Raw genomic sequence first — 13,001 nt, 5'->3', positions numbered from 1 at the left:
TACCCCGCCATCGGGAGCAAGCCTCCTCTCACATTGGATCTTCATGGGCTTCATAGACTGCGCATCCGCTTGCGCTGCTGGGTCTGGCTCGGCGACTCATCGAACAGCTTGCGATACTCCGCCGCAAACCGCCCCAGGTGGGTGAAGCCCCAGCCCAGGGCGATTTCGGAAATGGTGCGGGTAGCGCCGTGTTCGAGGATTTCCTGGCGCACCGCGCCCAGCCGGTATTTTTTCAGATAGGCCATGGGCGACAGGGCAAAGTACTTGCGGAAAGCGTCGAACAGCTTGAACCGGGAGACACCCGCGGCGGTTTCCAAATCTTCCAGGTGCACCGCTTCGCGGGCATTGTCGTGGATGTATTGCCGAGCACGGATCAGATAGTGCGGCAGTTTCACCCCGAGCACGTCGCGCAATTCTTCGGAGTAATTATTCGGCTGGGCCAGGATCAACCCCTTGATCAACGAGCTTTCCAGGTCCCGGGTAAACGCCGTCTGCTCATACAATTCGCTGCTGTGCTCCAGCTCCGCAATGAAGTAGCGCGCCATGCGCCACCAGGATGCCGAGGCGCCCTCCACCGCGTCCATCACCGACTCAAAACGCAGCGGTGCCTCAATCGGCCGTTGCAGCAGCCCCTCCAGCGACTCACTCATCGCCGCCCGCGTAATCACGACCTGCAACTTGCGGCAATCACCGGAAATCGCCAGTACCTGATGCTCGTTGGGCGAGATGATCACCCCTTGGTCGCGATTGGAGCTCAGGCGCTCACCGTTCTTGCTCAACTCTTGCTCGCCCACCAATGGCAGGCTGAGGCTATAGCTGCTGAAGTGCTCGGCGTCTTCGATGTCGATAGTCACATCCGTGCCGTATTCGATCACGCCCAGGGTGGTGGCGCGGGACTTGAGCACATTGGCGCTGTGATGGAAGCGCAGGCGTTCGGGCGTGGCCGTCACCAGGCGATGCGGCCCGCAAATACCGGACATCCAGCTGCGGGCGCCTTCCAGGTCGAAGCGTTGAATCGTTTGGCTGCTCATCAGGGTGCACCCACGGCGGTTAGGCATTTGCGCGCTCTGGCGGCGCGTCGTTGTGGTTTGACAGCAAGTAATGCGCCACGCCCGCGCAATTGCCAGCGGGTGGATAGCAATGGACGACTAAGTGGATAAGCGGCCGGCTTTTGCGACCATCGCCCTGCAAGACAGTAGCGCATCCCGTCACCGCCATGCACTGGGTTGGGTATTTGCTGCCCACTTATCCGGGGCAATTTTCCGGAGCAGGTTCCCCCATTAAGCGGATAGCCCACGCCCTGCCCTGCTGCCTCTAATAAACCACCGATTAGCCCTATCAAAAAGGTGCCTCCCATGAGTGGTGCAAGAAGCGTCGAGCAGTGGAAAACATTTATTGAAGGCTGCCTGGATTTTCGCCCGGTGGATGAAGTGTTCCGCATCGCCCGCGACATGTTCACCGAGCCGCAACTGTTCGACCTGGAGATGGAACTGATCTTCGAAAAGAACTGGATCTATGCCTGCCACGAAAGCGAACTGGCCAACAACCACGACTTCGTGACGATGCGCGCCGGGCGCCAGCCGATGATCATCACCCGCGACGGCGAAGGCCAGCTCAATGCACTGATCAACGCCTGCCAGCATCGCGGCACGACCCTGACGCGGGTCGGCAAAGGCAACCAATCCACCTTCACCTGCCCCTTCCATGCCTGGTGCTACAAGAGCGACGGCCGGTTGGTGAAGGTCAAGGCGCCAGGGGAATACCCGGAGGGTTTCGACAAGGCCACGCGCGGACTGAAAAAGGCACGTATCGAGAGCTACAAGGGCTTCGTGTTTATCAGCCTGGACGTGAATGGCAGCGACAGCCTGGAAGACTTCCTCGGCGATGCCAAAGTGTTCTTCGACATGATGGTCGCCCAGTCGGCCACCGGGGAGCTGGAAGTGCTGCCGGGCAAGTCCGCCTACACCTATGACGGCAACTGGAAGCTGCAGAACGAGAACGGCCTGGACGGTTATCACGTCAGCACCGTGCACTACAACTACGTGGCCACGGTGCAGCATCGCCAACAAGTGAATACCGAGAACGGCAGCGGGTCTGCCGCCACCCTGGACTACAGCAAGCTCGGTGCCGGCGACGCGAATACCGATGACGGCTGGTTCGCCTTCAACAATGGCCACAGCGTGCTGTTCAGCGATATGCCCAACCCCAGCGTGCGCTCCGGCTACGCCACCATCATGCCGCGCCTGGTGTCCGAACACGGCCAGCAAAAGGCCGAGTGGATGATGCACCGCCTGCGCAACCTGAATATCTACCCGAGCCTGTTCTTCCTCGACCAGATCAGCTCGCAGCTGCGCATCATCCGCCCGGTGGCGTGGAACAAGACCGAGATCATCAGCCAGTGCCTGGGGGTGAAGCACGAGTCTGACGCCGACCGTGAAAACCGCATCCGCCAGTTCGAAGACTTCTTCAACGTGTCCGGCATGGGCACCCCGGATGACCTGGTGGAGTTCCGCGAAGCCCAGCGCGGTTTCCAGGGCCGCCTGGAACGCTGGAGTGATATTTCCCGCGGCAGCCATCGCTGGGAAACCGGGCCGACGCCGAACAGCGAGGCCATCGGCATCCAACCGGCCATGACCGGCACCGAATTTACCCACGAAGGTTTGTATGTGAACCAGCACCGCAACTGGCAGCAGTTCCTGCTCAACGGGCTCGATCAAAAAGCCTTGAAACTGCGGGAGGTGAACTGATGAACGCGCAATTGCAGTACCGGATCGAGCAATTTTTCTACCGCAAGTCCGAACTGTGCGACGCCCAGGATTGGGACGCCTATGTGCAGTTGTTCGACCCGCAAAGCGAATTCCACCTGCCGCAATGGGATTCGGAACACGTCTATACCCGCGACCCCAAGCGGGAGATGTCGTTGATCTATTACGCCAACCGTTCGGGCCTGGAAGACCGCGTGTTCCGCTTGCGTACCGGCAAGGCGGCTTCGGCGACCCCGATGCCACGCACCTTGCACCTGATCAATAACGTGCGGATTGCCGAGCAGGCGGACGGCACGTTGGAGGTGCGCTTGAACTGGCACACGCTGTTCTACCGCCTGGCCACATCGGAGCAGTTTTACGGGCACGCTACATATCGCCTCAAACCCCATGGCGACAGCTGGTTGATCATGCGCAAACACACGTTGCTGCTCAACGACACCATCAACTCGGTGCTGGATTTCTATCACCTCTAACCACGTGTAGTGAGCGGGCTTGCCCCGCGCTGGAGTGCGCAGCGCTCCTGTTTTTTGGGGCCGCTATGCAGCCCAGCGCGGGGCAAGCCCGCTCACTACAAGTTCGCATGCTGATGTGGAGCACAATGGATGAATCACAAAGTGGCCTTCAGTTTTGCCGACGGCAAGACCTTGTTCTTTCCCGTAGGCGCCCATGAAATCCTGCTGGATGCGGCCTTGCGCAACGGCATCAAGATCCCGCTGGATTGCCGCGAAGGCGTCTGTGGTACCTGCCAGGGACGTTGCGAGTCCGGCGAATACACCCAGGACTATGTGGACGACGAGGCGCTTTCCAGCCTCGACCTGCAACAGCGCAAGATGCTCAGTTGCCAGACCAGGGTGAAGTCCGATGCAACGTTCTATTTCGATTTTGACTCAAGCCTGTGCAACGCTGCGGGGCCGGTGCAGGTGCGCGGCACAGTCAGCGCGGTGCAGCAGGTGTCGGCCAGCACCGCGATCCTGCAGGTGCAGCTTGATCAACACCTGGATTTCCTGCCCGGCCAATACGCCCGCCTGGCGGTGCCCGGCACCGACAGTTGGCGTTCTTACTCCTTCGCCAACCGTGCGGGCAAGACGCTGCAATTCCTGGTGCGCCTGCTGCCGGAAGGGGTGATGAGCAACTACTTGCGCGAGCGCTGCCAGGTCGGTGATGAAGTGCTGATGGAAGCGCCCTTGGGGGCGTTCTACCTCAGGCACGTCACTCAGCCGCTGGTGCTGGTAGCCGGCGGTACCGGGCTGTCGGCGTTACTAGGCATGCTCGATGAGCTGGTCGCCAACGGTTGTGAGCAACCGGTGCATCTGTATTACGGTGTGCGCGGCGCCGAAGATTTGTGCGAAGCGGCGCGTATTCAGAGTTATGCCTCGAAAATCGCTGATTTTCGCTACACCGAGGTCTTGAGTGACCCGTCCCCCGAGTGGCCTGGCAAGCGCGGCTACCTCACCGAGCATTTCGACCTGGCCGAATTACGGGACAGATCGGCCGATATGTACCTGTGCGGCCCCCCTCCAATGGTCGAATCCATCCAACAATGGCTGACGGATCAGGCGCTTAACGACGTTCAGCTGTATTACGAAAAGTTCACGCAGAGTAATATCTGACCCTCAGTACTTCTGAGGGGCGGATGCGGCGTGCACTTACCCTAAGAAAAACAAGCAGAAGGGAATGTTAATGGCGGATGACATGGTTAACCCGGTGGGCCTCAAGCGTGGCCTGAAGAACCGGCATATTCAGCTGATCGCCTTGGGAGGGGCGATTGGCACGGGGTTGTTCCTCGGCTCGGCCGGGGTACTCAAGTCGGCGGGGCCGTCGATGATCCTCGGTTACGCGATTGCCGGTTTTATCGCATTCCTGATCATGCGCCAGCTCGGCGAGATGATCGTCGAGGAGCCCGTGGCCGGTTCCTTCAGCCACTTCGCGCATAAATACTGGGGCGGTTACGCAGGCTTCCTGGCCGGCTGGAACTACTGGGTGCTCTACGTCCTGGTGGGCATGGCCGAACTGACGGCGGTGGGCAAGTACATCCAGTTCTGGTGGCCCGAGATCCCGACCTGGGTCAGTGCGCTGGTGTTCTTTGTCGCGGTGAACCTGATCAACACCCTGAACGTGAAGTTCTTCGGTGAGGCCGAATTCTGGTTTGCGATCATCAAGGTGGTGGCGATTGTCGGCATGATCGTGCTCGGCTGCTACCTGCTGTTCAGCGGCAGCGGCGGCCCGCAGGCGAGCGTCAGCAATCTGTGGAGCCACGGTGGTTTCTTCCCGAATGGCGGCATGGGGCTGCTGATGTCCATGGCCTTCATCATGTTCTCGTTCGGCGGCCTGGAGTTGGTGGGTATTACCGCCGCCGAAGCCAGTGAGCCGCGCAAGGTAATCCCGAAAGCCATCAACCAGGTGGTGTACCGGATCCTGATTTTCTACGTCGGCGCCCTGACCGTACTGCTGTCGCTGTACCCCTGGGACCAGCTGCTGCAAACCCTCGGTGCCTCGGGCGATGCCTATAGCGGCAGCCCGTTTGTGCAGATCTTCTCGCTGATCGGCAACGACACGGCCGCGCACATTCTCAACTTCGTGGTGCTGACGGCGGCGCTGTCGGTGTACAACAGCGGTGTGTACTGCAACAGCCGCATGCTGTTCGGCCTGGCCGAGCAAGGCGACGCGCCGAAGTCGCTGATGAAGCTCAACAAGCAAGGCGTGCCGATCCGCGCCCTGGCGATTTCGGCCCTGGTGACGATGCTGTGTGTGGTGGTCAACTACGTCGCCCCGAAAAGTGCCCTGGAGTTGCTGTTTGCGCTGGTGGTTGCCTCGTTGATGATCAATTGGGCGCTGATCAGCATCACCCACATCAAGTTCCGCAAGGCCATGGGTGAACAGGGCCTGACACCGTCGTTCAAGACCTTCTGGTTCCCGTTCAGCAACTACCTGTGCCTGGCGTTCATGGTGATGATCATCAGTGTCATGCTGGCGATTCCTGGGATCAGCGAGTCGGTGTATGCGATGCCGGTGTGGGTGGGGATTATCTACATTGCCTACCGGTTGCGGATCAGAAACGCGAAAGTAGCCGTGACGCAGTCATGATCGTTCCCACGCTCCGCGTGGGAATGCCGCCCAGGACGCTCTGCGTCCGCCTTCAGAGACGTGACGCGGAGCGTCACAACCTGCGTTCCCACGCAGAGCATGGGGACGGTCAAATGCGAAAGTAGCCGTGACGCAGTCATGATCGTTCCCACGCTCCGCGTGGGAATGCCGCCCTGGACGCTCTGCGTCCGCCTTCAGAGACGCGACGCGGAGCGTCACAACCTGCGTTCCCACGCAGAGCGTGGGGACGATCAAACGCGAAAGTAGCCGTGACGCAGTCATGATCGTTCCCATGCTCCGCGTGGGAATGCCGCCCAGGACGTTCTGCGTCCGCCTTCAGAGGCGTGACGCGGAGCGTCACAACCTGCGTTCCCACGCAGAGCGTGGGGACGATCAAACGCGAAAGTAGCCGTGACGCAGTCATTATCGTTCCCACGCTCCGCGTGGGAATGCCGCCCAGGACGCTCTGCGTCCGCCTTCAGAGACGTGACGCGGAGCGTCACAGCCTGCGTTCCCACGCAGAGCGTGGGGACGATCAAACGCGAAAGTAGCCGTGGCACAGTCATGATCGTTCCCACGCTCCGCGTGGGAATGCCTCCCTGGACGCTCTGCGTCCGCCTCTAGAGACGTGACGCGGAGCGTCACAACCTGCGTTCCCACGCAGAGCGTGGGGACGATCAAACGCGAAAGTAGCCGTGGCACAGTCATGATCGTTCCCACGCTCCGCGTGGGAATGCCGCCCAGGACGCTCTGCGTCCGCCTTCAGAGACGTGACGCGGAGCGTCACAGCCTGCGTTCCCACGCAGAGCGTGGGGACGATCAAACGCGAAAGTAGCCGTGACGCAGTCATGATCGTTCCCACGCTCCGCGTGGGAACGATCAGCTCCGGTTCATAGCGTTGAACGCACTCGCCACAACTCGGGGAACAGCACAGTATCGAGCATCTTGCGCAAATAGCCCACGCCTTCGGTACCGCCGGTGCCGGGCTGGAAACCGATAATCCGCTCCACCGTGGTCACATGCCGAAAGCGCCACTGGCGGAACGAATCCTCCAGGTCGATAAACTTCTCGGCCAACTGATACAGGTCCCAGTAGCGGTTCGGATCGCGGTAGACCTCACGCCAGGCCGCTTCCACCGACTCATCGTGAACCGTCGCCGCCGTCGGGTCGCGCTCGGCGCGTTTCGGGTCAATCGCCAGGCCGGCCTTGACCATCAGGTTGATCGCCTCGTCATACAGCGACGGCGTGGCAATCGCCACTTTCAACTCGTTCAACAACTCAGGCCGATGAGCGTGGGGCCGCAACAGCGCCGCGCTTTTGTTGCCGAGGATGAATTCGATCTCGCGGTACTGGAACGACTGGAACCCCGACGACTGGCCCAGGAACGGACGGATCGCCTTGTACTCCGACGGCGTCATCGTCGCCAGCACCGCCCAGGCATGTACCAGTTGATCAAAGATCCGCGACACCCGCGCCAGCATCTTGAACGCCGGCGGCAGTTGGCCCAGGCGCACGTGTTCACGGGCGGCCTTGAGTTCGTGGAGCATCAACTTCATCCACAGCTCGGACGTCTGGTGCTGGATGATGAAGAGCATTTCGTTGTGGTCCGGCGACAGCGGATGCTGGGCGCTGAGGACTTTGCCCAGGTCCAGGTAATCGCCGTAACTCATGGACTCGGAAAAATTCAGTTCGGCGTTGTGCCATTCTTCCGGGGGTTGGTAATCAGGCGAGAAAGGGCATTGGCTCATCGCGTGGGCTCCTTGAGCGGGCGGAGAATGGCGCGAACCGGGCTCGCGTCGAGGTTGGCAAACCGCAGCGGCAACGCGATCAACTCGTAGTCGCCCTCCGGTACGTCATCGAGCACGATGCCTTCGAGAATCGCCATGCCATGGCGCGCCACGGCGTTATGGGCATCCATGGTCTTGGATTGTTGCGGGTCCAGGGACGGGGTGTCGATACCGATCAGACGTACTCCCAGCCCGGCCAGTCGTTCGATGGTTTGCGGGGCGATGGCGGTGAAGTTCGAATCCCACTCAGTCAGCGGCGCCTGTGCATAAGTACGCAGCAACACGCGCTCCGGCAAGTTATCCACACGCCCGTCCAACTGATGCGGCTGCACCAGCGCGCCGCTGTCCAGGCAATGCAGCACACGGCACGCGCCCATGTACACCTCCAGCGACACCTCGCCAATGGGTGCGCCGTCCGCGCTGTAATGCAGTGGCGCGTCCACATGGGCGCCCGTGTGCGGTGACAGGGTGACGCGCCCGACGTTCACCGGGCACTCCGGGCCGAACTGCCACACGCGCTCTTCCTGGAATGGCGTGTCACCCGGCCAGGTCGGGGTCGCCGTGCTCAAGGGTGGGCTGATATCCCACCACGTTTTTATTGGGTTCATCGCAAGGCTCTCACTCGTTATGCGGTGAATGATACGAGGGCCTGCTGCGAATTTTCTTGCGAATTCTGGCGTGAGGCGGGAAATCTTTCGCACTTACTGCGAGGAAAAAGCGGATTGACGGTGGGTTATATCAAATAAACACGGCTGCGCTTCTGGGCATCCCGATGTCGAGTTCAGACCACTGGTGCAGCGCCCAAGGCCGTAGGGTTGAGCTTTCCCTACCTTGCCTCGGAGACATCATGTCCAAGCCCATCACCGTACTGCGCGACACCCACCCACTGCCGGTCCTGGACGCGTGTAAATGGGAAAAGCTCGAAGGCGACCCGCACACCGTCAACCTCAACGCCTACACCAGCGAAGATGGCAGCAAGATCATGGGCACCTGGATCTGCACACCGGGCAAGTGGTATGTGGAATATGTGAAGTGGGAATACTGCCACTTTCAGGAAGGCTACTGCGTGATCACCCCGGACGGCATGGAACCGATTCACCTGCGCGCAGGGGATATCTTTGTGGTGGAGCCGGGGATGAAGGGGACGTGGGAAGTGGTCTAGACGGTGCGTAAGTATTTTGTGTTTGCTTGAGCCGCAAAAACCCGGGAGCCGCCAAAGGCAGGCTCCCGGAAAACGCCCTACTCGGGCTTGCGATAGCTGTTGATGATCGCCGAGAAGTCCTTGCCCCCTTCCCCGCGCTGGCTCATCGATTGGTACAACTGCTGGGCCACGGCGCCCAGGATCACAGGTTGCTTGGCCTGGCGCGCGGCTTCGGTGGCCAGGCCCAGATCCTTGAGCATCAGGTCGGCACCAAACCCACCGGTGTAACCACGGGACGACGGTGCGGTTTCGATCACGCCCGGCCAGGGGTTGTAGGTGTCTGAACTCCAGCAGCGCCCGGTGGAGCTGTTGATGATGCCCGCCAGCACCTGAGTGTCGATGCCCAACGCATCCCCCAGCGCCATGGCTTCGCTGACGCCGACCATGCTGATGCCCAGCAGCAGGTTGTTGCAGATCTTGGCGATCTGGCCGGTGCCGACGTCGCCGCAATGCACGATATTACGGCCCATCTGCGCCAGCACCGGTTGCAGGGTGGCGAACAGTTCCGGGGTGGCGCCGACCATAAAGGTCAGGGTGCCGGCACTGGCGCCACCGGTGCCGCCGGAGACCGGGGCGTCGGCCATCACCACGCCTTGCCTGGCAGCCGCAGCGGCAACATCGCGCGCGGTTTGTGGGTCAATGGTGCTGCAATCCACCGCCGGCACGCCTTGGCCGATACCCGCCAAAACGCCGTCATCATTGAGCCACACGCTGCGCACATGAGCAGCGGCCGGCAGCATGGTAATCACCAGTTCCGCGCCTTGGGCGGCGTGACGTGGCGAGTCGCTGACGGTGCCGCCCAGCTCGGCCAGTTCCTTGAGCACGCTCTGGTTGAGGTCGAACAGGCTCAGCGCGTGGCCGGCCTTGATCAGGTTGCGGGCCATGGGCGCGCCCATATTGCCCAGGCCGATAAATGCAATCTTCATGGTCGTCTCCCGGAATCAGCGCAGGTTGATGGTGGTGTTGACGCCATCGTTGACCGTATCGTCGTCGAACCAGCGGCTCGTCACGGTTTTGGTCTGGGTGTAGAACTGCACCACTTGCTTGCCGTACGGGCCCAGGTCGCCGAGTTTGGAGCCACGGGAACCGGTGAAGCTGAAGAACGGCACCGGCACCGGGATCGGGATGTTGATGCCGACCTGGCCCACATCGATTTCGCTCTGGAACTTGCGCGCCGCCGCGCCGCTCTGGGTGAACAGCCCGGTACCGTTGCCGAACGGGTTGGCGTTGACCAGTGCGATGGCTTCATCAAGGGTCGCGACTTCGATCACCACCAGTACCGGGCCGAAGATTTCCTCGGTGTAGATCCGCATATCGGTCGTCACGCCCGAGAACAAGGTCGGGCCGACAAAGTTGCCTTGCTCGAAGCCCGGCACCTGGATGTCGCGGCCGTCCAGCTCCAGCTTGGCGCCTTCTTTGACGCCGCTTTCGATCAGCTCCAGGATGCGCGCCTTGGCCCGCTTGGAAATCACCGGGCCTACATCAGTGCCCGCTTCGCTGCCGGCATTGACCTTGAGCTTTTGTGCCAGCGCCTTGAGATCCGGCAGCCATTGCTTGGACGCCCCCACCAGCACCACCACCGAAGTGGCCATGCAGCGCTGGCCCGCCGCGCCAAAACCGGCACCCACCAGCGCATTGAGGGTGTGTTCGCGGTTGGCGTCCGGCAGCACCACGGCGTGGTTCTTGGCCCCCATCATCGACTGCACGCGCTTGCCGTGTTTACCCGCCAGGTCGTACACATGCGTGCCCACGGCGGTCGAACCGACGAAGGACACGGCCTTGATGTCTTTATGGGTGCACAGCGCATCCACGACATCCTTGCCGCCGTGCACCACGTTGAGCACGCCGGCCGGTACACCGGCTTCCAGCGCCAGCTCCACCAGCAGCAGGGTCGACAGCGGGTCCTGCTCGGACGGTTTGAGGACGAAGGTGTTACCGCAGGCGATCGCCATCGGGAACATCCACAACGGGATCATCGCCGGGAAGTTGAAGGGGGTAATCCCCGCACAGACGCCGATAGGCTGGCGCAGGGTGTAGGTGTCGACGCCACCGGCGACGTTTTCAGCGAACTCTCCCATCTGCAGGGTGCCGATGGAGCACGCGTGCTCAACCACCTCCAGGCCACGGAAAATATCGCCCTCGGCATCGGCAATGGTCTTGCCCTGCTCGGCGCTGAGTACCACGGCGATGCGCTTGGAATGTTCGCGAATCAGGGCTTGCAGCTTGAGCATGATGCGCATGCGTGCACCGATCGGCGTCAGCTTCCAGGTCTGGAAGGCACGGTGCGCGGCGTCGATGGCGGCGTTGACTTCATCAGCGGTGGCAAACGGGACTTTGGCCAGCACTTGTTGGGTGGCCGGGTTGACGATGTCTTGCCAGTGGGTGGTCTTGGACTCGACCCATTCACCATTGATCAGCAACTTGACCTGTTGCACGGAAATATCGGCGGAAGCGTTCATGGGGTCTCCAAATCTTATAGTTATGCAGAGAACCAAGGCGTTGAATCGCCTTGAAGAATGAGGCGTTCGGACTGTTTTTGGAGTATAGATGTGCAAATCTCTAATAAGAACGCACATAAAAGCCGGACCAACATGCAAAAAAACATCACGTCGCTAGGCTCCCTGAACTGGGATGACCTGAAGTTTTTCCTCGAAGTGGCCCGCACCCGAAAGGCCAGCGTGGCCGCCAAGCGCCTGGCGGTGGACTACACCACCGTATCGCGGCGCATCAGTTCACTGGAAGTGTCGCTCGGCACGTTGCTGTTCGAAAAATCCCGGACCAACGGTTTTGTGCTCACCCCCGAGGGCCAGCGTTTGCTGGGCTACGCGGAGTCCATCGAAAGCACTCTGCACATGGCCTGCGAACAGGTTTCCGGCTCCGGCGTGGCGCTGTCCGGCCACGTGCGCATGGGCTGCACCGAAGGCTTCGGCAGTTTTTTCGTCACCCCGCAGTTGAGCCACTTCGTCGATACCTACCCGGCCATCTCGGTGGACATCCTGCCGCTGCCCCACTTCATCAGCCTGTCCAAACGCGAGGCCGACATCGTCATCGCTTTGGAGCGCCCGGAGCACGGGCCGTATGTGTGCTGCAAACTGTGCGACTACAAATTGCAGCTGTACGCGACCCAGGAATACCTCGATCAACACCCGCCGATCCAACGCCCGGCGGATCTGGCTGAGCATCCGTTTATCAGTTATGTGGACGACTTGGCGTTCAGCTCGGAGTTGCTGTACTTGGCGAATGTGGTGCCTGGCGCCAGCGCCAGCTTGCGCAGTACCAGCGTGATTGCGCAGTACGTGGCGGCGCAGCAGGGGCGTTCGATGGCGATCTTGCCGTGTTTTCTGGCGGCGCAGGATCCGCGACTATTGCCGGTACTCGGCGAGCAGATTTCCATCACCCGCCAGTTCTGGATGTATTGCCGCGAGGATTTGCGCAAGTTGAAGCGGATCACCCTGTTATGGGACTACATCCGCGAGGTGACGGAGCAGAATCAGGGGTTGTTGATGGGCAAGACGCGGGAGATCAGGTTCGCGGACTAAAGGCTCGCCATTCAAATATGGGAGGGGGCTTGCTCCCGATTGCGGTGGGTCAGTTGCCGATGAGTTGGCTGATCCACTGCTATCGGGAGCAAGCCCCCTCCCACACTTTGATTGCATTTCAGATCGAAGAGGCTCAGTCGGCGATCACTACGATCGATACCCGCCGATTCTCGGTGCGCCCGGCTGCCGTGGTATTCGGCGCCACCGGCTCGCTGCTGCCCAGGCCGCGTAGCTGGATGTTTTCTTCCTTCATGCCCACGCTCTTCAACACGTTGCCCACGCTTTTGGCGCGGCGCAGGGACAGTTGCTGGTTGTACGGTTCCTTGCCCGAGGCATCGGTGTGGCCGTCCACGCGCACGCGGTTGATGCCCGCGCCCACCAGGGCTTTGCCGATGCGTTCGACGATGTCGGTACTGGCTTTATTCAGGCTTTCAATATCGCTACCGAACAGCACTTTGCCCGACAGGCCAAATGTCCAGCCGTCGTCAGCCAGCTCAAAGCCTTGTTGTTTGAGCACGGCCACTTGTGCCGGGGTCAGGCCCTTGGGTGGGGCTGTCTGGCAGCCGCCGAGGGCAAGCAGTGCCACCAGCAAGGTGATAAACATAAAACGTGCGGTCGAGAACAA

Annotated in this window: 12 protein-coding genes; 6 read left to right on the top strand and 6 right to left on the bottom strand. The window is 60.9% G+C overall.

Annotated features, from left to right (window positions below; genetic code table 11):
• Positions 1-50: 50 nt before the first annotated feature.
• Positions 51-1,031 carry an AraC family transcriptional regulator gene (locus MJP36_RS06900; protein ID WP_244385089.1) on the bottom strand — a complete coding sequence of 327 codons (981 nt, stop codon included), beginning with the start codon at positions 1,029-1,031 and terminating at the stop codon, positions 51-53.
• Positions 1,032-1,355: 324 nt separating this feature from the next.
• Here MJP36_RS06900 and antA point away from each other — a divergent pair, with 324 nt between their 5' ends.
• The 4 genes from antA to MJP36_RS06880 all read left to right on the top strand — a co-directional run bounded on the left by antA (position 1,356) and on the right by MJP36_RS06880 (position 5,849).
• Positions 1,356-2,747, top strand: a complete 1,392-nt coding sequence (gene antA / locus MJP36_RS06895) for an anthranilate 1,2-dioxygenase large subunit (RefSeq protein ID WP_060754414.1) — start codon at positions 1,356-1,358, stop codon at positions 2,745-2,747.
• Positions 2,747-3,238: an anthranilate 1,2-dioxygenase small subunit gene (gene antB / locus MJP36_RS06890; protein ID WP_060754415.1), complete on the top strand. Its 492-nt coding sequence runs from the start codon at positions 2,747-2,749 to the stop codon at positions 3,236-3,238. Before antA ends, antB begins: the two co-directional genes overlap by 1 nt.
• 129 nt (positions 3,239-3,367) lie before the next feature.
• The gene (gene antC, locus MJP36_RS06885; protein ID WP_244385088.1) at positions 3,368-4,375 is read left to right on the top strand and encodes an anthranilate 1,2-dioxygenase electron transfer component AntC; all 1,008 of its coding nucleotides are present in this window, start codon (positions 3,368-3,370) and stop codon (positions 4,373-4,375) included.
• A gap of 70 nt (positions 4,376-4,445) precedes the next feature.
• The gene (locus tag MJP36_RS06880; protein WP_060754417.1) at positions 4,446-5,849 is read left to right on the top strand and encodes an amino acid permease; all 1,404 of its coding nucleotides are present in this window, start codon (positions 4,446-4,448) and stop codon (positions 5,847-5,849) included.
• Positions 5,850-6,739: 890 nt separating this feature from the next.
• Here MJP36_RS06880 and kynA read toward each other — a convergent pair.
• Both kynA and kynB read right to left on the bottom strand, forming a co-directional pair.
• Positions 6,740-7,597 (bottom strand): tryptophan 2,3-dioxygenase, encoded by an 858-nt coding sequence (kynA, locus tag MJP36_RS06875; RefSeq protein ID WP_060754418.1) that lies wholly within the window; start codon positions 7,595-7,597, stop codon positions 6,740-6,742.
• Positions 7,594-8,244: an arylformamidase gene (gene kynB / locus MJP36_RS06870; protein ID WP_244385087.1), complete on the bottom strand. Its 651-nt coding sequence runs from the start codon at positions 8,242-8,244 to the stop codon at positions 7,594-7,596. Before kynB ends, kynA begins: the two co-directional genes overlap by 4 nt.
• 239 nt (positions 8,245-8,483) lie before the next feature.
• Here kynB and MJP36_RS06865 point away from each other — a divergent pair, with 239 nt between their 5' ends.
• Positions 8,484-8,798 (top strand): cupin domain-containing protein, encoded by a 315-nt coding sequence (locus MJP36_RS06865; RefSeq protein WP_244385086.1) that lies wholly within the window; start codon positions 8,484-8,486, stop codon positions 8,796-8,798.
• Positions 8,799-8,875: 77 nt separating this feature from the next.
• Here MJP36_RS06865 and mmsB read toward each other — a convergent pair whose 3' ends face one another.
• Together mmsB and MJP36_RS06855 are read right to left on the bottom strand one after the other, a co-directional pair.
• Entirely contained in the window at positions 8,876-9,763 is an 888-nt protein-coding gene (mmsB, locus tag MJP36_RS06860) for a 3-hydroxyisobutyrate dehydrogenase (protein ID WP_060754421.1), read from the bottom strand.
• Positions 9,764-9,778: 15 nt separating this feature from the next.
• Complete coding sequence (locus tag MJP36_RS06855; RefSeq protein ID WP_060754422.1) at positions 9,779-11,296, bottom strand: CoA-acylating methylmalonate-semialdehyde dehydrogenase; 1,518 nt, start codon at positions 11,294-11,296, stop codon at positions 9,779-9,781.
• Positions 11,297-11,428: 132 nt separating this feature from the next.
• Between MJP36_RS06855 and MJP36_RS06850 the strand changes: the two genes are divergently transcribed.
• Positions 11,429-12,376, top strand: coding sequence for a LysR family transcriptional regulator (locus MJP36_RS06850; protein WP_104994826.1), 948 nt, complete (start codon positions 11,429-11,431; stop codon positions 12,374-12,376).
• A gap of 133 nt (positions 12,377-12,509) precedes the next feature.
• Here the strand turns inward: MJP36_RS06850 and yfiB are convergent, their stop codons facing one another.
• Positions 12,510-13,001, bottom strand: a complete 492-nt coding sequence (yfiB, locus tag MJP36_RS06845; protein ID WP_244385085.1) for an outer membrane lipoprotein YfiB — start codon at positions 12,999-13,001, stop codon at positions 12,510-12,512.

It is taken from the genome of Pseudomonas palleroniana (assembly GCF_022836895.1).
GTDB lineage: Bacteria > Pseudomonadota > Gammaproteobacteria > Pseudomonadales > Pseudomonadaceae > Aquipseudomonas > Aquipseudomonas palleroniana.
Note: the sequence above shows the minus strand (reverse complement) of the source record. Positions and strands in the feature narration are given on the sequence as shown.